Source organism: Pelomonas caseinilytica (assembly GCF_021353235.1).
Classification (GTDB): domain Bacteria; phylum Pseudomonadota; class Gammaproteobacteria; order Burkholderiales; family Burkholderiaceae_C; genus Pelomonas; species Pelomonas caseinilytica.
The window spans coordinates 212,880-230,888 of the sequence record NZ_JAJTWT010000007.1 but is presented as its reverse complement, the minus strand read 5'-3'; the positions used below and the strand labels follow the sequence as shown (position 1 = coordinate 230,888).

General features: G+C 70.3%; 18 protein-coding genes. 8 read left to right on the top strand and 10 right to left on the bottom strand.

The window, feature by feature from the left end:
* Nucleotides 1-23: 23 nt before the first annotated feature.
* The 6 genes from LXT12_RS17855 to LXT12_RS17830 all read left to right on the top strand — a co-directional run bounded on the left by LXT12_RS17855 (nt 24) and on the right by LXT12_RS17830 (nt 7,093).
* Nucleotides 24-1,499 (top strand): NAD(P)(+) transhydrogenase (Re/Si-specific) subunit beta, encoded by a 1,476-nt coding sequence (locus LXT12_RS17855; RefSeq protein WP_233393637.1) that lies wholly within the window; start codon nt 24-26, stop codon nt 1,497-1,499.
* A 111-nt stretch (nt 1,500-1,610) separates the two neighbouring features.
* Entirely contained in the window at nt 1,611-2,825 is a 1,215-nt protein-coding gene (locus LXT12_RS17850; protein WP_233393636.1) for a Fic family protein, read from the top strand.
* Between the two features lie 70 nt (nt 2,826-2,895).
* Nucleotides 2,896-4,569 (top strand): long-chain-fatty-acid--CoA ligase, encoded by a 1,674-nt coding sequence (locus LXT12_RS17845; protein ID WP_233393635.1) that lies wholly within the window; start codon nt 2,896-2,898, stop codon nt 4,567-4,569.
* 75 nt (nt 4,570-4,644) lie between these two features.
* Nucleotides 4,645-5,172 (top strand): hypothetical protein, encoded by a 528-nt coding sequence (locus LXT12_RS17840; protein WP_233393634.1) that lies wholly within the window; start codon nt 4,645-4,647, stop codon nt 5,170-5,172.
* Nucleotides 5,173-5,213: 41 nt separating this feature from the next.
* Nucleotides 5,214-5,933 (top strand): 16S rRNA (uracil(1498)-N(3))-methyltransferase, encoded by a 720-nt coding sequence (locus LXT12_RS17835; protein ID WP_233393633.1) that lies wholly within the window; start codon nt 5,214-5,216, stop codon nt 5,931-5,933.
* Nucleotides 5,930-7,093 (top strand): MFS transporter, encoded by a 1,164-nt coding sequence (locus LXT12_RS17830; RefSeq protein ID WP_233393632.1) that lies wholly within the window; start codon nt 5,930-5,932, stop codon nt 7,091-7,093. The genes LXT12_RS17835 and LXT12_RS17830 overlap by 4 nt, the downstream gene beginning before the upstream one ends.
* Here LXT12_RS17830 and LXT12_RS17825 read toward each other — a convergent pair.
* Both LXT12_RS17825 and LXT12_RS17820 read right to left on the bottom strand, forming a co-directional pair.
* Nucleotides 7,075-7,584 (bottom strand): hypothetical protein, encoded by a 510-nt coding sequence (locus tag LXT12_RS17825; RefSeq protein WP_233393631.1) that lies wholly within the window; start codon nt 7,582-7,584, stop codon nt 7,075-7,077. The two genes, LXT12_RS17830 and LXT12_RS17825, sit on opposite strands and share 19 nt — an antisense overlap.
* Nucleotides 7,574-8,854: a THUMP domain-containing class I SAM-dependent RNA methyltransferase gene (locus LXT12_RS17820; RefSeq protein WP_233393630.1), complete on the bottom strand. Its 1,281-nt coding sequence runs from the start codon at nt 8,852-8,854 to the stop codon at nt 7,574-7,576. Before LXT12_RS17820 ends, LXT12_RS17825 begins: the two co-directional genes overlap by 11 nt.
* Nucleotides 8,855-8,999: 145 nt before the next feature.
* Here LXT12_RS17820 and LXT12_RS17815 point away from each other — a divergent pair, with 145 nt between their 5' ends.
* Nucleotides 9,000-9,269, top strand: coding sequence for a GlsB/YeaQ/YmgE family stress response membrane protein (locus LXT12_RS17815; RefSeq protein WP_233393629.1), 270 nt, complete (start codon nt 9,000-9,002; stop codon nt 9,267-9,269).
* Between the two features lie 158 nt (nt 9,270-9,427).
* Here the strand turns inward: LXT12_RS17815 and LXT12_RS17810 are convergent, their stop codons facing one another.
* Nucleotides 9,428-10,366 (bottom strand): alpha/beta fold hydrolase, encoded by a 939-nt coding sequence (locus LXT12_RS17810; protein ID WP_233393628.1) that lies wholly within the window; start codon nt 10,364-10,366, stop codon nt 9,428-9,430.
* Nucleotides 10,367-10,477: 111 nt separating this feature from the next.
* On the opposite strand from LXT12_RS17810, the gene LXT12_RS17805 reads away from it, so the two are divergent.
* Nucleotides 10,478-11,311: an AraC family transcriptional regulator gene (locus LXT12_RS17805; protein WP_233393627.1), complete on the top strand. Its 834-nt coding sequence runs from the start codon at nt 10,478-10,480 to the stop codon at nt 11,309-11,311.
* A gap of 6 nt (nt 11,312-11,317) precedes the next feature.
* On the opposite strand, the gene LXT12_RS17800 is transcribed toward LXT12_RS17805, so the two are convergent.
* The 7 genes from LXT12_RS17800 to argS are packed head-to-tail and all read right to left on the bottom strand — an operon-like array spanning nt 11,318 to nt 18,000.
* On the bottom strand, nt 11,318-12,832 hold the full coding sequence (locus LXT12_RS17800) for an RNA polymerase factor sigma-54 (RefSeq protein WP_233393626.1): 1,515 nt from the start codon (nt 12,830-12,832) through the stop codon (nt 11,318-11,320).
* 8 nt (nt 12,833-12,840) lie between these two features.
* The gene (gene lptB / locus LXT12_RS17795; RefSeq protein WP_233393625.1) at nt 12,841-13,623 is read right to left on the bottom strand and encodes an LPS export ABC transporter ATP-binding protein; all 783 of its coding nucleotides are present in this window, start codon (nt 13,621-13,623) and stop codon (nt 12,841-12,843) included.
* On the bottom strand, nt 13,620-14,261 hold the full coding sequence (gene lptA / locus LXT12_RS17790) for a lipopolysaccharide transport periplasmic protein LptA (RefSeq protein WP_233393624.1): 642 nt from the start codon (nt 14,259-14,261) through the stop codon (nt 13,620-13,622). Before lptA ends, lptB begins: the two co-directional genes overlap by 4 nt.
* Before the next feature lie 21 nt (nt 14,262-14,282).
* Nucleotides 14,283-14,936: a thiol:disulfide interchange protein DsbA/DsbL gene (locus LXT12_RS17785; protein WP_233393623.1), complete on the bottom strand. Its 654-nt coding sequence runs from the start codon at nt 14,934-14,936 to the stop codon at nt 14,283-14,285.
* Entirely contained in the window at nt 14,933-15,586 is a 654-nt protein-coding gene (locus LXT12_RS17780) for a thiol:disulfide interchange protein DsbA/DsbL (RefSeq protein ID WP_233393622.1), read from the bottom strand. Before LXT12_RS17780 ends, LXT12_RS17785 begins: the two co-directional genes overlap by 4 nt.
* A 27-nt stretch (nt 15,587-15,613) precedes the next feature.
* On the bottom strand, nt 15,614-16,297 hold the full coding sequence (locus LXT12_RS17775; protein WP_233393621.1) for an SPOR domain-containing protein: 684 nt from the start codon (nt 16,295-16,297) through the stop codon (nt 15,614-15,616).
* Entirely contained in the window at nt 16,294-18,000 is a 1,707-nt protein-coding gene (argS, locus tag LXT12_RS17770; protein WP_233393620.1) for an arginine--tRNA ligase, read from the bottom strand. Before argS ends, LXT12_RS17775 begins: the two co-directional genes overlap by 4 nt.
* Nucleotides 18,001-18,009 lie beyond the last annotated feature (9 nt).

Below are 18,009 nucleotides of genomic sequence, written 5' to 3'. Positions count from 1 at the left end.
GCGGCCAAGAAGGAGGGCGCGTGATGAGCATGAACCTGGTCACGCTGCTCTACCTCGTCGCGAGCGTCTGCTTCATCCAGGCCCTCAAGGGGCTGTCCCACCCGACGACGTCCATCCGCGGCAACGTCTTCGGCATGGCCGGCATGGCCATCGCCGTGGCGACGACGGCGGCCCTCATCGTCAAGCTGGCGGGCTCGGGCACCGGGCTGCTGTGGGTGCTGCTCGGCCTCGTCGCCGGCGGCGGCTACGGCGCCTGGAAGGCCAAGACGGTGGAGATGACCAAGATGCCGGAGCTGGTCGCCTTCTTCCACAGCATGATCGGCTTGGCGGCGGTGGCCATCGCGGTCGCGGCCGTCGCGGAGCCGGCGGCCTTCGGCCTCACGCCGCCGCTGGACGCCGCGCTCGCCGCCATCCCGGCCGAGGACGGCGTGGCGCCGCGCACGCTGGCGCCCATCCCTGCGGGCAACCGGCTGGAGCTGGCCCTCGGCGCCTTCATCGGCGCGGTCACCTTCACGGGCTCCGTCATCGCCTGGGGCAAGCTCTCGGGCGGCAGCAAGTTCCGCCTCTTCCAGGGCGCGCCGGTGCAGTTCGCGGGCCAGCACCTGCTCAACCTGGTGCTCGGCGTGGCGGCCCTGGCCTTCTGCGCGATGTTCTTCGCCAGCGAGTCGGCCCTGGCCTTCGGCATCGTCGTGGCCCTGGGCCTGGTGCTGGGCGTGACCCTCATCATCCCCATCGGAGGCGCCGACATGCCGGTGGTGGTGAGCATGCTCAACAGCTACTCGGGCTGGGCGGCGGCGGGCATCGGCTTTTCGCTGAACAACCCCATGCTCATCATCGCCGGCAGCCTGGTGGGCAGTTCGGGCGCCATCCTGAGCTACATCATGTGCAAGGCCATGAACCGCTCGTTCTTCAACGTCATCCTGGGCGGGTTCGGCGGCGAGACTGGCGGGCCGGCGGCGGGGGCGGCCCAGCAGCGCAACGTGAAGAGCGGCAGCGCCGACGACGCGGCCTTCGTGCTCGGCAACGCCGAGACGGTCATCATCGTGCCGGGCTACGGCCTGGCGGTGGCGCGGGCCCAGCATGCCGTCAAGGAACTGGCCGCCAAGCTCACCGAGAAGGGCGTGACCGTCAAGTACGCCATCCACCCCGTGGCCGGCCGCATGCCCGGCCACATGAACGTGCTGCTGGCCGAGGCCGAGGTGCCCTACGACCAGGTCTTCGAGATGGAGGACATCAACGCCGAGTTCGCCCAGGCGGACGTGGCCATCATCCTCGGCGCCAACGACGTCGTGAACCCGGCGGCCCACGTGAAGGGCAGCCCCATCTACGGCATGCCCATCCTGGAGGCCCACAAGGCCAAGACCGTCATCGTCAACAAGCGCTCCATGGCAGCCGGCTACGCGGGCCTGGACAACGAGCTCTTCTACATGGACAAGACCATGATGGTCTTTGGCGACGCCAAGAAGGTGGTGGAGGACATGCTGAAGGCGGTGGAATAGGCAGACCGTTGAATAAGGCGGCAGAAACAAGGATCTTGTTAAACAAATGCGCCGTTAGATTAAACATGATGTTTAATTTGGCCCACATGTTCAAAGTTCTGAGGCTGATGCATGGCCGACCAACCCCAGCGCGCCGGTCGTTGGGTCCGGCAGTCCACCGGCTACCGTGCCTTCGTGCCGGCGCCGCTGCCGCCTGATCCGCCGCTGCTGATCGACGGCCCGCTGCAGGCCCTGCTGTCCCAGGCCGATCGCGACCTGGGGCGGCTGGATGCCCTGGCCACGCTGCTGCCCAACCCCGACCTCTTCGTCGCCATGTATGTGCGGCATGAGGCTGTGCTGTCCTCGCAGATCGAGGGCACGCAGAGCACGCTGGAAGACGTGCTGGCCTTCGAAGCGGACGCCGTCGAGGCTGGCACACCCAAGGATGTCGGAGAGGTGGTCAATTACGTGCGGGCCATGAACCACGGTCTCGCACGGCTGGCGGAGTTGCCGCTGTCCTTGCGACTGCTGCGCGAGATCCATGCGGAGCTGATGCAGGGCGTGCGCGGCAGTGACAAGTCTCCGGGCGAGTTCCGTACCAGCCAGAACTGGATCGGCGGCGTCGGCAGCAGCTTGCGCACCGCCGCCTTCATTCCACCGCCACCGCAGGAGGTCATGCCGGCCCTCGGGCAGCTCGAGCGCTTCATGCATGACAGCCGCGCCGAGCTTCCATTGCTGGTGCGCTGCGCGCTCGTGCATGCCCAGTTCGAGACCATCCATCCCTTTCTCGATGGCAACGGCCGCGTCGGGCGCCTTCTCATCACGCTGCTGCTGTGTGCTGAGGGGGCGCTCGCTCGGCCGCTGCTCTACCTCTCGCTATTCCTCAAGACACACCGCGCCGAGTACTACGACCGACTCACTGCCATCCGAAGCCAAGGTCATTGGGAACCCTGGGTCGCCTTCTTCCTGCGCGGCGTCAGCCAGACGGCCCGCGCCGCCACGCAGACCGCCCGCGACATCGTGCAGATGCGCGAAACCCACCGTGGCGCCGTCGCCAAGAACGCCCGTGCACTCGCCCTGTTGGACAGGCTGCTGGTGCAGCCCAGCGTCTCCGCGCCACGCGCCGCGCAGTGGCTGCAATGCAGCTTCCCGACTGCGCTGAAGCTGCTGACCGACTTCGAGTCGCGCGGCTGGTTGCGCGAAGTCACCGGGTTTGGACGCAACCGTCAATGGCGCTACCAACCGTATCTGGATCTCTTTCACCGCGAGGCCGTCGACGCTTCGCTGGCCGAAGCCGCCGCCCCGCAGGTGACGGGCAGCGCTTTCCAAGGTTCACCGCCAGCCTGATATCGAATCCCCTGACCTGAACCGCGTCAGCCATCGGTCAGAATCCTGCAAGCAAAAAGGAGACATGGCCATGGAGCCGATCTGGCTGAAGCATTACCCGGCCGAGGTGCCGCGCGACATCGATGTGGCGCTCTACCCCAGCCTGGTGGATCTGCTCGACACCTCGTTCAAGAAGAACGCCGCCAAGCCGGCCTACCACATGATGGGCAAGAGCGTGAGCTTCGCCCAGGTGGACGAAGCCTCGCGGGCGCTGGCGGCCTATCTGCAGGGCCTGGGCCTGGAGAAGGGCGACCGCGTCGCCCTGATGATGCCCAACCTCTTCCAGTACCCGGTCGCCGTCGCTGCCGTGCTGCGGGCCGGTTATGTGGTCGTCAACGTCAACCCGCTGTACACGCCGCGCGAGCTGGAGCACCAGCTCAAGGACTCCGGCGCCAAGGCCATCGTCATCATCGAGAACTTCGCCTCGGTGCTGCAGCAGGTCATCCAGCACGTGCCGACCAAGCACGTCATCCTCGCCGCCATGGGCGACATGCTGGGCTTCGCCAAGGGAATGATCGTCAACTATGTCGTGCGCAAGGTGAAGAAGATGGTGCCGGCCTTCGAGCTGCCCGGCGCCGTGCGCTTCAACGACGCCCTCTCCAAGGGCCGCAGCCTCACCTACAAGGCGCCCAAGCTGGGGCCGGACGACATCGCCGTGCTGCAGTACACCGGCGGCACGACGGGCGTCTCCAAGGGCGCCGTGCTGCTGCACCGCAACCTCGTCGCCAACATCCTGCAAAGCGAAGCCTGGTACCAGCCGGCGCTCAAGAAGATCCACAAGGGCGAGCAGGTCACGACGATCTGCGCGTTGCCGCTGTATCACATCTTCGGCTTCAACACGAACATGATGCTGTCCATGCACATGGGCGGCGCCAACGTGCTGATCCCCAATCCGCGCGACCTGCCGGCCGTGTTCAAGGAACTGCAGGGCCATCGCTTCCACAGCTTTCCGGCCGTCAACACCCTCTTCATGGCCATGGCCAACCACCCGGACTTCAACACCGTGGACTGGAGCCATCTCGTGATCTCGGTGGGCGGCGGCATGGCCGTGCAGCAGGCCACGGCCAAGCTTTGGCTCGAGAAGACCGGCTGCCCCATCGTCGAGGGCTACGGCCTGTCCGAGACCTCGCCCTCGGCCAGCTGCAACCCGACCGATAGCGACGCCTACAGCGGCACCATCGGCCTGCCCATGCCGCTGACCGAGCTCAAGCTGCTCGACGACGACGGCCGCGAGGTGCCGATGGGCCAGCCGGGCGAGATCGCCATCAAGGGCCCGCAGGTCATGGCCGGCTACTGGCAGCGCCCCGACGAGACGGCCAAGGTCATGACGGCCGACGGCTTCTTCCGCACGGGCGACATCGGCACCGTCGATGAACGCGGTTACTTCAAGATCGTCGACCGCAAGAAGGACATGATCCTCGTGAGCGGTTTCAACGTGTATCCGAACGAGGTCGAGGACGTCATCACCCAGATGCCCGGCGTGCTCGAGTGCGCCGCCGTCGGCGTTCCGGACGCCAAGGCCGGCGAAGCGGTGAAGGTCGTCATCGTGAAGAAAGACCCGAATATCACCGAGGCCGATGTGCGGTCCTATTGCGAAGCCAACCTGACCGGCTACAAACGCCCCAAGCTCGTGGAGTTCCGCACCGAGCTGCCCAAGACGCCGGTCGGCAAGATCCTGCGCAGGGAGTTGCGGGACAAGAGCTGAAAGCGCCTCTCTGACCCGAGCCGCGGCGGCCTGCTGGCATCCGCGGCCTGAACCCCCGACACCGTGCTCGACCTGTTGCATTCCAAAACCGACGCCGGCCGCGCCGAGATTCGCGCGCGAGCCTTGCCGTTGTCGCGGGCCGCGCGCAACCTGCTGCTCGTGCTCGACGCCACCAAGCCGGCAGGCGACTGGCTGCGCCTCGTGGCCGGTGCGACACAGGCCGACCTCGAGACGCTGCGCCAGCACGGCCTGATCGCGCCGCAAAGCGCGGGCGGCCAGCCGCTGCCCGTGGCGCCTGCCGCGGCGCCGGCGCCGGCCAGCGCTCCGGCAGCGCCATCGGCGCCTGCACCGGCGCCCGCCGCCGCGCAGGCGCCGCCGGCCGGCTCGCCGCTGCTGGACCGCGCGGCGCTCTACACCTATCTGAGCGGTGAGGCGACCAAGCTGCTCGGCCCCTTCAAGGGCTATGCCTTCGCCCTGGAGGTGGAGCGGGCCGACAGCCTCGCGGCCCTGCAGGCCCTGGCGCTGCAGCTCGTCGAGCGCGTTCAGAAGGCCAAGGGCGAGGCCGCTGCCGCCGCCGTGCGCGAGGCCCTGGGCCTGCGCTGATCTGGGACACTGGCGGCCCCGCCGCTGCCCCGCTCCCTGCCTTGCCCCGCTTCTTCGTCGATGCCCCGCTGACCGCCCCGGGCGAGATCACCCTGCCGCCGGGCGCGGCCCGCCACGTGCAGGTGCTGCGTCTGCAGCCGGGCGACGCCCTCACCCTCTTCGACGGCAGCGGCCCGGAATGGCGGGCCGAGGTGACGGCGATGGGCCGCAGCGAGGTCCGCGTGAGCCTCGTCACGGCCGAAAGTCCGCAGCGCGAACTGGCGCGCCGCGTCACGCTGGCCGTCGTCATGCCGGCCAACGACCGCATGGATTTCCTCGTCGAGAAGGCGACCGAGCTCGGCGCCGCGGTGCTGCAGCCCTTGGTGTCAGAGCGCTCGGTGCTGCGGCTGGCCGGCGAGCGTGCCGACAAGAAGCGCGCCCACTGGCAGTCCGTGGCCATTGCGGCGGCCGAACAGTCCGGTCGCACGGTGCCGATGCGTGTCGAGCCCGTCCAGCCTTTGCCGGCCTGGCTCGCCGCGCTGCCCGCGCCGGCCGGTGGCGAATGGCGCGGCCTGCTGAGCCCGCGGGCCACGGTGCCGCTGGCTGCCGCGGCGCCGGGGGCGAGCGCCGTCTTCCTCAGCGGCCCGGAGGGCGGGCTGAGCGACGCGGAGGAGGGCGCCGCCCGCGAGCGCGGCTTCGCTGCCGTCACCCTCGGTCCCCGCATCCTGCGTGCGGACACCGCACCGCTGGCCGTCCTCGCCTGGCTGGCGCTGTCGGCATGAACCGCCGGCTCGCCTGGCTGGTCCTGGCCCAGGGCCTGTTCCTGACGAACAACATCTGCTTCATGGCCATCAACGGCCTGGTGGGCCTGGCGCTGGCACCCCGGCCGTGGATGGCCACCCTGCCCATCTGCGCCTACGTGGCCGGCGGCGCGGTCATGGCCCGGCTCGTCGGGCGGCACCAGCTGCGCTTCGGACGCAGGCGGGCCTTCCAGATCGGCCTGTGCGTGGCCCTGGCCAGCTGCGCCATCGCGCTGTGGAGCGTGACCGGCGGCCACTTCTGGGGCGTGGTGCTGGCGACGCTGGTGGCCGGCTACTACAACGCCAATGCCGCCCTCTACCGCTTCGCCGCGACCGAGCTGGTCGCCGCCGACAAGCGCGAGGCGGCCATCTCCTGGGTGCTGGCCGGCGGCTGCCTCGGCGCGGTGCTCGGGCCGCTGCTGGCGCGCGAAAGCCGCAACCTGCTGACGGTGCCGTTCGCCGGTGCCTACCTGCTGCTGATGGGCGTGGCGCTCGCCGGCCTGCTGCTCATCTCGCTGATCGAATTCCCGCCGCTGCCCCGGCCGGCCGCCGGGTCGGGCGGCCGGCCGAGCGCGGAGATCGCGCGCCAGCCGGTCTTCATCGTCGCCCTGGCGGCGAGCGCGCTCGGTTACGGCGTCATGAACCTGCTCATGGCCGCCACGCCCATCGCCATGGGGCAGTGCGGCCTGCCCTTCGCCGACGCGAGCCGCGTGCTGCAGTGGCATGTGCTGGGCATGTTCGTGCCCAGCTTCTTCACCGGCCCGCTGATCCGCCGGGCCGGCGTGCTGCCGGTGATGGCGGTGGGCGTGGCGCTCAACCTCGGCTGCGTGGCATTGGCGCTCTCCGGCCAGGACCTGGAGCACTTCATGGGCGCGCTGCTGATGCTCGGCGTGGGCTGGAATTTCCTCTACATCGGCGGCACGACGCTCTTCACCCAGGCCTACCGGCCCGAGGAGAAGACGCGCGCCCAGGGGCTGCTGGACACCGGCGTCTACGCGACCATGACGCTGACCTCGTTCTCCTCCGGTGCCCTCGTCACCACGGGCGGATGGGCCTGGATGAACTGGGCCAGCCTGGTGCCCATCGGCCTGTGCGCCGCGGCCCTGGCCTGGCAGGCCGCCGCTCAGCGCCGGTCGTGCTGAAGGTATTCGGCCGCCATCTGCGCGGCCAGGCGCTCGGGCTGCAGCCGGGCCAGCGTCGCCATGGCGAGCTCGCGCTGCGTGACGAAGAGGGGTGCGCCGATGCGCAGGCCGGCGATGCGGCCGCCGTCGAACTGCGGCAGCAGGGGGTAGACGCGCAGCCTCAGCACCAGGGTGTCCTGCCCGTCGGTGAAGACGGTGGTTTCCGCCAGGGTGATGCAGCCCGCCGCGTCGGCCTGCTGCAGCAAGGCCAGGCCGGCCGACGCCGGGTCGATCTGCGCGGCCGATGCGGTCAAGGCCACGGTGCGGCGGCCGGGAGCCTCGAGCGCCTCGGCGACGGCGGCGTTGAACCGCGCGTTCAGCTCGTCCCAGTCGGGCGCGCCGGCGGCCGGCGGGTTGCGGCCCTGGCCGAACACCAGGATGCAGGGTGGCGCCGCGACGGCGCCGGCCGCGGCCGCGAGGGCCAGCAGGCCCGCCGCCAGCTCACGCCGCATCGTCTTCGCCGGCCGGCTTGCGGGCCGAGCCCTTGACGAGATCGAAGCGGAACAGCCGGCACTCGATGGGGCCGTTCCACATCGGGACGCGCCGCGATTCCTTCAGCCGCATCCGGCCGGGCAGCTTCATGTCGGGGCTCAGCATCCAGGCCGTCCAGCCGGCGGGGTTCTGGGTGTATTGCCGCTTCCAGTGCGCGGCCAGCCGCGGGAAGAAGTCGTCGCCGGCATCCCTTTGCTCGCTGCCGCCCGCGTCGCGCGTCATCGCGGCCTTGCCGCGTACTTCGATGCGTTCGCCGTAGGGCGGGTTCATGACGATGCTGCCGGGCATGCCCTCGGGCAGCGTGGGCGCCGGGCGCTCCAGGGCGTCGCCGCCGTTGAACTGGATGTACTGGGCCACGCCGGCACGCTCGGCATTGCGCCGCGCGAAGTCGACCATGCGGAAGGCCACGTCGCTGGCAAAGATGGGCACGGCCGGCGGGTGGATGCGGGCGCGCGCCGCCTGGGCCATCTCGCCCCAGGCGGCCTTCATGGGGCCGGTGGCGAAGGGCAACTGGTGCTCGAAGGCGAAGCGGCGCTGCAGGCCCGGCGCGGCGTCGCAGGCGATCAGCGCGGCCTCGATGGGGATGGTGCCCGAGCCGCAGCAGGGGTCGTGCAGGGCGCCGCCCTGTTCCGCCGTGCCGCGCCAGCCGGCCGCGGCGAGCATGGCGGCGGCCAGGGTCTCCTTCAGCGGCGCGTCGCCCTTGTCGATGCGCCAGCCGCGCTTGAACAGCGGCTCGCCCGAGGTGTCGACGTAGAGAGCCGCGCGCTCGGGGCCGAGGTGCAGCACGATGGGCAGGTCGGGGCGCTGGGTGTCCACACTGGGCCGCTCGCCGGTGTGCTCGCGGACCTGGTCGCAGACGGCGTCCTTGATGCGCAGGGCGGCGAAGTTCAGGCTCTTGAGCGGCGAGCGCTGGGCCGTCGTGTCCACGCGCAGCGTGTGCCGCGGCGTCAGCCAGTCGCGCCAGTCGACGCGGCGGGCGAGGGCGTAGAGGTCGTCCTCGTGGCGGTAGGGGCCCTCGATCAGCTCCACCAGCACCCGCTGCGCCAGCCGGCTCTCCAGGTTGATGCGCATCACGTCTTCGGCGCTGCCGAGCAGGCCGCAGCCGCCGCGCAGGGCCTGGACCTTGCTGCGCACGCCAGGCGGCAGAAAGCGCTTGAGCTCCTCCTCCAGCAGCGGCTCGACGCCGCCGGGGCAGGACACGAAGAGGGACAACTTGTTGGGCAGGCTCACGGGCGCATTGTCGCCGTGCCGGCACGCGGGGGCGCCGCGGGTCAGCTCACGCCGGCCGGGATCGCCGCTTGCCGCAGGGCGGTTGGCGGGCACGACGCCTCGGCCGCCTGCAAGCGTGTTCCTTCCCATTCAAAAGGAGATCGGTATGAACTTGATTATTTGGCTCATCGTAGGCGGGCTCATCGGCTGGGTCGCCAGCCTGGTCATGAAGACCGATGCCCAGCAGGGCGTGATCCTGAACGTGGTGGTCGGCATCGTCGGCGCCATGATCGGCGGCTGGTTCCTGGCGCCCATGCTGGGGACCGGCACGATCAACAGCAACGATTTCAGCCTCCCCGGCTTGGTCGTCTCGCTGCTCGGCGCCATCGTGCTGCTGGCCATCGTGAACCTGGTGCGCCGGGGCACGACGCGCTGATGTGAAACGGCCCCCGGCCCACCCCGCGCGCTGAACGCGGCGCGTGTCCGGCCCCAGCACTCGGCCCGCAATACGCCCGTTTCATGCGTCGTGCGTGCCGCGAACGCGGAATGCTTAACTGAGTCACCGCCGGCCGCGGCCGGCGGCGGGGCCGGGGCTCACTGGCGGATGAAGTCCAGCAGATCCTGGTTCAGGCGGTCCTTGTGGGTGTCGGTGATGCCGTGGGGGCCACCGGCGTATTCGATCAGGCGCGCGCCCTTGACGAGCCGGGCTGTCGCGCGGCCGGTCACGTCGATGGGCACGATCTGGTCGTCCGTACCGTGGATGACCAGCGTCGGCACGTCGACCTTCTTCAGGTCGTCGCGGAAGTCGGAATGGAAGAAGGCCTCGATGCTGTCGTAGGTGGCCTTGGCGCCCGCCTGCATGCCCTGCACGTAGAAGCTGTCGACGAGGCCCGCGGAGGGCTGGGCACCGGGGCGGTTGAAGCCGAAGAAGGGGCCGCTGGCGATGTCCTTGTAGAGCTGGGCGCGGTTGTCCAGCGACGCCTTGCGCAGGCTGTCGAACACGGCGGTGGGGACGCCTTCGGGGTGGGTGGGCGTGCTGCCCATGATGGGTGTCACGGCGCTCACCAGGACCAGCTTGGCCACGCGAGCCGTGCCGTGGCGGCCGATGTAGCGGGCCACCTCGCCGCCGCCGGTGGAGAAGCCCACCAGCGTCGCGCGCTTCACGCCCTTGGCGCGCAGCACGGCGTCGAGGTCGTCGGCGTACTGGTCCATGGTGTTGCCCGCCCAGGGCTGGCCCGAACGGCCATGGCCCCGGCGGTCGTGGGCGATGACGCGGTAGCCGCGCTCGGCCAGGAACTGCATCTGCGACTCCCAGCTGTCCGCGTTCAGCGGCCAGCCGTGGCTGAAGACGACGACTTGGCCGTCCGCGGGGCCCCAGTCCTTCACGTAGAGGGGCGTGCCGTCGTCAGCGGCGACGAAGGGGCTGGCGATGGCGGCAGCCGAGGCGGCGGGCGCGGCCGAAGCCGTCGTCTGGGCCGCCACGCCACCGAGGGCGATGGAAGCAGCGAGGGCGATGCGGGTGAGGGCGTTCATGGTGATCTCCATAGGGTGGCGGGGCTGTCTTGCGACAGGACGAACTGTGCCCGGCGAGTCAGTACCAGATGTGCTGTAAAGTACGTGTAACTTTGCATTTAGTACAAATCCATGGCCGACCGACTCGCCGCCCTTTTCGCGCACTTCGCCGTGCGGGCCGAGACCTTCCAGGCGGGGCCGCTGTGCGGCGTCAACAGCCTGGAACCGCAGGCGGGCCGCGGCCAACTGCATCTCGTGCGCGAGGGCGGCGTCGAGGTGCACCACGGTGCGGCCGAGCCGCTGCGCATCGGCGAGCCCAGCCTGCTGCTCTACCCGCGCCCGCTGGCGCACCGCTTCGTCACGGAAGCCGGCCAGGGCGCGCAGTTCCTCTGCGCCCACATGGCCTTCGAGGGCGGCGCCAGCCACCCCATCGCCGCGGCCCTGCCCGACTGGATCTGCCTGCCGCTGGCGGCGGTGCCGAGCTGCGAGCCGGTGCTGGCCCTGCTCTTCGCCGAAGCCCAGGCCGAGCACTGTGGGCGGCAGCTCATGCTGGACCGGCTTTTCGAGGTGCTGCTGATCTGGGTGGTGCGCGAGCTGATGGCCCAGGGCCGGGTGGACTCCGGCATGCTGGCCGGCCTGGCCCACCCGCGGCTGCGCGGCGCCCTTGTGGCCCTGCATGAGGCGCCGCAGCGCGATTGGCCGCTGGAGGCGCTGGCCGAGGCGGCCGGCATGTCCCGCACCGTCTTCGCCAACACCTTCCGCGACGTGGTGGGCTGCACGCCGGGCGCCTACCTGCAGCGCTGGCGCATCGGCCTCGTGCAGAAGGGCCTGCGCCAGGGACGGGCGCTCAAGCACATCGCGGCGGACGTGGGCTATGGCGGCGAGGCGGCGCTGTCGCGCGCCTTCCGCGCGCACACGGGGCAGTCGCCGCGGGAATGGCGCAAGGCCGCCCTGGCCGTGGGGTGAGTCCGGCTACAGCGCCTTGCGCAGATTGGCCGGGGCGATCTTCATCGCCTCGCGGTACTTGGCCACCGTGCGGCGCGCGCACTGGATGCCCTGCTCCTCCAGCATGGCGGCCAGGGCGCTGTCGGACAGGGGCTTCTTCACGTCCTCGGCGGCGACGAACTGCTTGATCAGGGCGCGCACCGCGGTACTGGACGCCTCGCCGCCGGCCTCGGTGGACAGGCCCGAGCCGAAGAAGTACTTCAGCTCGAAGGTGCCCCAGGGCGTGGCCATGTACTTGGCCGTCGTCACCCGCGAGATGGTGGACTCGTGCAGGCCGAGTTCGTCGGCGATCTCGCGCAGCACCAGGGGCTTCATCGCCAGCTCGCCATGGGTGAAGAAGCCGCGCTGGCGCTCGACGATGGCCTGGCTGACACGCAGGATGGTGTCGAAGCGCTGCTGGATGTTCTTGATGAACCAGCGCGCCTCCTGCAGCTGGCCGCCCAGCGGTGAATTGCTGATGCCGCCGCGCGTGGCCCGCAGCGCGTTGGCATAGAGCTCGTTGATGCGCAGCTTGGGCGCCACCTCGGGGTTGAGCAGCACGCGGAATTCGCGGCCCGCCTTGCGCACGATGACGTCGGGCACGATGGCCGCCGCGGCGCCGGCCGAGAAGCGCCGCCCCGGCTTGGGCTCGAGCTGGGTGATGAGGCCTTGCGCCTCGCGCAGCAGGGCCTCGTCGGCACCGGTCTCGGCCATCAGGCGGCGCATGTCGCGCCGGGCCAGCAGTTCGAGATGACCCTTGCAGATCTGGATGGCGACCGCCTGCGCGGGGCCGCAGCGGGCCGGGGACAGGGCGCGCAACTGCAGCACCAGGCACTCGGACAGGTCGCTGGCGGCGATGCCCGCCGGCTCCAGGCTCTGCAGCAGGCGCAGGGCGATGCGCAGGTGGTCCAGCAGCTCCTCGTGGGCCTCGGCGTCGTCGCCGGCCAGGGCGGTGGCAATCTCCTCCAGCGAGTCCTCGAGGTAGCCGTCCTCGTTCAGGGATTCGATGAGCACCTGCACCGCCGCGCGGTCCTCGGGCGAGAGGCTGAGGCCAGCCAGTTGCTGGATTAGGTGCTCGGCCAGCGTCGTCTCGGCGGACTCCTGGCTCTCGCGCTCGCCGTCCTCGTCGCTGCCGCCCGCGCTGCTGCTCGGCAGCTCGCGGATGCCGTCGAAGTCGTCGCGCTCGGTGCCGTTCTCCCAGTCCTCGCGCTCGGTGCCGCCGAAGTCCTCGGCGCTCAGTTCGGGCGCTTCGGCCACCTCGCCGCCGCTGTCCGACTCCCCGGCCGACGCCTCGGTGCCGCTTTCAGCCGGCGCATTGGCCGCCAGCTCGGGCGTGCTGACGGTGAATTCCTCCTCCGTCTCGAGCAGCGGGTTGCTGGCCAGCATCTGCTCGACCTCCTGGTGCAGCTCCAGCGTCGACAGCTGCAGCAGCCGGATGGACTGCTGCAACTGGGGCGTCAGCGCCAGGTGCTGGCTGAGGCGGACCTGGAGGGTCTGTTTCATGCAGACCTCTACATCCGGAAGTTTTCGCCGAGATAGACCTTGCGCACGTCGGCGTTGGCCACGATCTCGTCGGGCGTGCCTTCGGCGAGCACGGCACCCTCGCTGATGATGTAGGCGCGGTCGCAGATGCCCAGGGTCTCGCGGACGTTGTGGTCCGTGATGAGCACGCCGATGCCGCGGCTCTTCAGGAAGCCGATGATGCGCTGGATCTCCAGCACTGCGATGGGGTCCACGCCGGCGAAGGGTTCGTCCAGCAGGATGAAGCGTGGCTGCGTGGCCAGGGCGCGGGCGATCTCCACGCGCCGGCGCTCGCCGCCCGACAACGCGGGCGCCGGGCTGTCGCGCAGGCCCTCGATGGAGAGGTCGTGCAGCAGGCCGTTGAGCAGCTCGTCGATGCGGCCGCGGGACAGGGCCTTGCCGCGCTCGTCCTGCTGCAGCTCCAGCACCGCGCGGATGTTCTGCTCGACGGTGAGCTTGCGGAAGATGGAGGCTTCCTGGGGCAGGTAGCTCAGGCCGAGCCGCGCGCGGGCGTGGATGGGTAGGCGCTGCACCTCGGCCCCGTCGATGCGGATGACGCCGGCATCCGAGCGCACCAGGCCGACGATCATGTAGAAGCTGGTCGTCTTGCCCGCGCCGTTGGGGCCGAGCAGGCCCACGACCTCGCCGCAGTCGACGCGCACGTGCACGTCCTTGACGACCTTGCGCACGCCGTAGGTCTTGGCCAGCCCCTCGGCTTCGAGGCGGCTGCCGCACTCCGCGGCGGTGCGGCTCGCTTCGGTCGCGGCGTTCATGAGCCCTTGCGCGGTGGCGTGATCGTGGTGGAAGGCTGCAGGGGCAGCGCCGACGGCGCCGACGCGGCCCCCGAGGCGGGGCTTTCCGGCACTTGGCGCGGCATCAGCACCATGCGCACCCGGCCGCTGGGATTGGGCGAGGCCTGGCCGCCTTCCAGGGCAAACACCTCGGTGCGGCTGTTGTAGACGATGACGGCGCCGGTGACTTCGTCCGCCACGGTGGTGCCGCGGGTGCGGCGGACCGTGGCGTTGCCGATGAAGCGCACCGTTTCGGTCTTGGTGTCGTATTCGAGCTGGTCGGCCACACCCTCGATGGCTTCTCCGGGCAGGTCCCGCGCCTGGCGGAAGTTCACCGGACGGCCCGCCGCGCCGTGGGCGAAGGCCTGGTAGTAGCCGTCGGGGGTGGCGCGCACGTCCACCTGCTCGGCGCGCAGCGTCAGGCTGCCCTGGGTGATGATGACGTTGCCGATCAGCTCGGTGCGCTGGTTGACGGCGTCGAGCCGGCCCTGCTTGTCGGCCGTGAAGACCATGGGCTTGGCCCGGTCACCCTTTTCCGCCAGCGCGGGGCCGGCGGCGAGGGCGAGGGCGATCAGGAGGGGCAGGCGCTGGAGCATGGCGGCACGGAAGTTGCAGGCCATTCTAGGCGCGCGCCGCTCCGTTCAGCCTTTCCCGCGTGACAACTTGACCAGGAAATCCGCGACGGCAATGGCCTGCTGGCCATGCACCTGCTCGCTCTGCCCCGGCGTGCCGGCGCTGCTCGGGCTGGTGCGGTAGCGCCCGCCGATGACAAGGGCCGGGACGGTCTCGACACCGGCGAGCTCCGCCAGCTTGGGGCCCTGGGCCATCTTGGGCGCGATGGCGAAGGAGTTGAACGTCGACTTGAACTTGGCGGTGTCGACGCCCAGCCGCCCCATCAGGGCGACGATGGAGGCTTCGTCGGCCAGTTCGACGCGGTCGCGGTGGATGGCGTTGAAGATGCCGCTGTGGACCTGCGGCGTCAGGGCGTTCATGGCCTGCAGCGTGTAGAACATGCGCTGGTGCAGCTGGTGCAGCTTGGTGCCGCCCAGCGGCACGCGGCGGAAGCTCACGTCGGCGGGCAGCTGGTGCACCCAGGCCTCCAGCAGCGGGTCGAAGGCGAAGCAGTGCGGGCAGAGGTAGAAGAAGAACTCGACGACTTCGACCTTGCCCGGCTCGCCGGGCAAGGGCTGGGTCAGCCGGGCGTATTGCCGGCCTTCTACCGGGCCGCCCTGGGCGCGGGCCGAAGGCAGCCAGGCGGCCGCGGCCAGGGTCAGGGCGGCGTCGCGGCGCCTCACGTCTTGCTCCGCACGCGCTGGATGAGCTGGTCGGCCACCTGCAGGGCCTTCTGCCCGAGTTCGACCTCGCTCATGCGCTGGCCGCCGCCGGCCATGCTGGGCGAGGTCAGGAAGCGGCCGCCGATGCCGAGTGTGGGCACGCCGTCGATGCGGTAGGCCTCGGACAGCTTCTCGGCCTGCTTGCACTTGGTCACCACGCCGAAGGAGTTGTAGGCCTCCTGGTACTTGCCGGGGTCGATGCCCAGCGGGCTCAGGAACTTGGCCTGGCTCTGCGGGTCGTCCAGCGCCAGGCCCTGCTGGTGCATGGCATTGAAGATGGCCGGGCGGGTGGCGGCTTCCTTGCCCAGGGCTTCGAGCGCGTAGAACATGCGCTGGTGGATCTTGATGTTGGCGCGAAAGGCCACGTGCACCTTGCGGAAGGCCACGTCGGCCGGCAACTGGCGCGACCAGGCCTCGATGGCCGGCTCGAACACGTAGCAGTGCGGGCAGCCGTACCAGAAGAACTCGACCACCTCGATCTTGCCCGGCGTGGTGGGCAGGGCCTGGGGCAGCACCTGGAAGGTGCGGCCGTCGCCCTGGGCGAAGGCCAGGTCGGTGACTGCCGCGAGCGGCGCGGTGGCGAGCAGGGCGGAAAAATCTCGGCGCTTCATGGCGGCAGGCTTCCTTCAGGCAGGGAGTTAGCGTTGTACACGAACGAGGTTGGCCTCGAAGCCGGCCCCCTCGATCTTGCGTTGCAGGTCGTCGGCGGCGTCGCGGGTGTCCATCGGCCCCAGGCGTACGCGGTAGACGGTGCGGCCGTTCTGCTCGCGCTCCATGACCTTGGCGGTGAAGCCCTGGATGGCGAGCTTGGCCTTCTGGGTCTCGGCCTCCTCGGGCCGCGTGAAGGCGCCGGCCTGGACGTAGTAGACATAGGCGTCGCCGGCCGCCGCGGTGGTGGCGGGTGCGGGGGCCGGGGTGGGCGCGACGGCAGGCGCCTCGGCGCGGGCGGCCGGGCGTGCCGGCTGCGGCGGCGGCAGGGTGGCCGTGGCTGCGGCGCTGGCGGCGGCCACGGCCTCGCTGGCCGTCGTGGTCGGAGGCGGCGGCATGTTGACCACGCCGCTGGCGCTGCGCGCGGCGGCCTTGCCGGCCAGCGGGGCGTTCGGGTCCCAGTTCTTGTTGCGCTCGGCCTCGGCGGCGTCCTGCTCGGCCGTGCGCTGGGGCACCTTGTTCACGAATGGGATGGGCACCTTGGTGATGTAGAGGGCCACGCCCAGGGCGATGGCCAGGCCGACCAGCAGGCCGACGATGAGGCCCAGGACGAAGCCGCCTTTCTGGCCTCCCCTCGGGGTCTTGTTGCCGGCGGGTTTGGAGGCAGCAGTCATTCGGTCTCCGAAGTGTCAGGGGTGTCGCGGCTCATCTGCTCGGGGGCGCTCACGCCCAGCATGCCCAGGGCGTTGGCCAGCACCTGGCGCGTCGCGGCCAGCAGGGCGATGCGGGCGCGGCTGAGCTCGGGCGCCTGGTCGAGCACGCGCTCGGCAGCGTAGTAGGAGTGGAAGGCGCCGGCCAGGTCGCGGGCGTAGAAGGCCACGTCGTGCGGCGCCAGGCCGGCGGCCGCGCCGGCCAGCATGTCGGGGTAGGCGGCGAGCTTGAGCATCAGCGCCTCTTCCGTCGGGGCGGTCAGCAGGGCGAGGTCGGCATTGCCGACGGTGGCGAGGTCGCCGCCCCACTTGCGGATGACGGAGCAGATGCGCGCATGCGCGTACTGCACGTAGAACACCGGGTTCTCGTCGTTCTGCTTCAGGGCCAGGTCCACGTCGAAGGTGAACTCGGTGTCGGCCTTGCGGCTGATGAGGAAGAAGCGCACGGCGTCGCGGCTGGTCCAGTCGATCAGGTCGCGCAGCGTCACGTAGCTGCCGGCGCGCTTGGAGATCTTGACCTCCTGGCCGCCCTTCATCACCGTGACCATCTTGTGCAGCACGTAGTCGGGGAAGCCCTGCGGAATGCCCAGGTTCACCGCCTGCAGGCCGGCGCGCACCCGGGCGATGGTGCCGTGGTGGTCCGTGCCCTGGATGTTGATGCACTGCGTGTAGCCGCGCTCGAACTTGTTGATGTGGTAGGCCACGTCCGGCACGAAGTAGGTGTAGCCCCCCTCCTTCTTGCGCATGACCCGGTCCTTGTCGTCGCCGTAGTCGGTGGTGCGCAGCCACAGGGCGCCGTCCTGCTCGTAGGTCTTGCCGCTGTCGACGAGGCGCTGCACCGTGCGCTCGAGCTGGCCGCCGGCGTAGACACTGCTTTCCAGGAAGTAGCTGTCGAACTTGAGGCCAAAAGCCTGCAGGTCCAGGTCCTGCTCGTGGCGCAGGTAGGCCACCGCGAACTGGCGGATGCCGTCGAGGTCGTCCGCGTCGCCCGAGGCGGTGAACTCGCGGTCGTCGGCCTTCACCGTCTCCTTGCGCAGGAAGGCGTCGGCGATGTCCTGGATGTAGTCGCCGTTGTAGGCCGCCTCGGGCCACTCGGCGTCGCCGGGCTTGAAGCCCTTCAGGCGCATCTGCGTGGAGTTGGCCAGCGTGGCGATCTGCACGCCGGCGTCGTTGTAATAGAACTCGCGGGTCACGTCGTGGCCCTGGCTCTGGAAGAGCGAGCACAGGGCGTCGCCCAGGGCCGCCTGGCGGGCGTGGCCGACGTGCAGGGGCCCCGTGGGGTTGGCGGAGACGAACTCCACCATGACGTGCTTGCCCGTGGCCGGGCGGTGGCCGAAGCGGCTGCCGCCGGTGAGCACCTCGGCCACGACGGCCTGCTTGGCGGCCGGCTTGAGGCGGATGTTGATGAAGCCCGGGCCGGCGATCTCCAGGGATTCCACCCAGGTCTGGAAGGCCGGCCTGGCCTGCAGGGCCGCGATGAGCCGGGTGGCCAGTTCGCGCGGGTTGGCCTTGAGCGGCTTGGCCAGCTGCATGGCGGCGGTACAGGCGAAATCGCCATGGGCGGCCTGCTTGGGGGATTCGAAGGCGGCGACGGCTTTCGCGTCGGGGGCAATCTCGTGGAGGGAGTCGGCGAGTGCGGCGAGCAGCGCCTGCTTGGCTTGGATCATGGCGGCGAT

What these genes read in the sequence shown, in the direction of transcription:
- LXT12_RS17830 (WP_233393632.1), top strand. Translation starts at nt 5,930, where the DNA reads ATGAACCGCCGGCTCGCCTGGCTGGTCCTGGCCCAGGGCCTGTTCCTG.
- LXT12_RS17805 (WP_233393627.1), top strand. Translation starts at nt 10,478, where the DNA reads ATGGCCGACCGACTCGCCGCCCTTTTCGCGCACTTCGCCGTGCGGGCC.
- LXT12_RS17800 (WP_233393626.1), bottom strand. Translation starts at nt 12,832, where the DNA reads ATGAAACAGACCCTCCAGGTCCGCCTCAGCCAGCACCTGGCGCTGACG.
- LXT12_RS17850 (WP_233393636.1), top strand. Translation starts at nt 1,611, where the DNA reads ATGGCCGACCAACCCCAGCGCGCCGGTCGTTGGGTCCGGCAGTCCACC.
- lptA (WP_233393624.1), bottom strand. Translation starts at nt 14,261, where the DNA reads ATGGCCTGCAACTTCCGTGCCGCCATGCTCCAGCGCCTGCCCCTCCTG.
- LXT12_RS17845 (WP_233393635.1), top strand. Translation starts at nt 2,896, where the DNA reads ATGGAGCCGATCTGGCTGAAGCATTACCCGGCCGAGGTGCCGCGCGAC.
- lptB (WP_233393625.1), bottom strand. Translation starts at nt 13,623, where the DNA reads ATGAACGCCGCGACCGAAGCGAGCCGCACCGCCGCGGAGTGCGGCAGC.
- LXT12_RS17815 (WP_233393629.1), top strand. Translation starts at nt 9,000, where the DNA reads ATGAACTTGATTATTTGGCTCATCGTAGGCGGGCTCATCGGCTGGGTC.
- LXT12_RS17855 (WP_233393637.1), top strand. Translation starts at nt 24, where the DNA reads ATGAGCATGAACCTGGTCACGCTGCTCTACCTCGTCGCGAGCGTCTGC.
- LXT12_RS17780 (WP_233393622.1), bottom strand. Translation starts at nt 15,586, where the DNA reads ATGAAGCGCCGAGATTTTTCCGCCCTGCTCGCCACCGCGCCGCTCGCG.
- argS (WP_233393620.1), bottom strand. Translation starts at nt 18,000, where the DNA reads ATGATCCAAGCCAAGCAGGCGCTGCTCGCCGCACTCGCCGACTCCCTC.
- LXT12_RS17775 (WP_233393621.1), bottom strand. Translation starts at nt 16,297, where the DNA reads ATGACTGCTGCCTCCAAACCCGCCGGCAACAAGACCCCGAGGGGAGGC.
- LXT12_RS17825 (WP_233393631.1), bottom strand. Translation starts at nt 7,584, where the DNA reads ATGCGGCGTGAGCTGGCGGCGGGCCTGCTGGCCCTCGCGGCCGCGGCC.
- LXT12_RS17810 (WP_233393628.1), bottom strand. Translation starts at nt 10,366, where the DNA reads ATGAACGCCCTCACCCGCATCGCCCTCGCTGCTTCCATCGCCCTCGGT.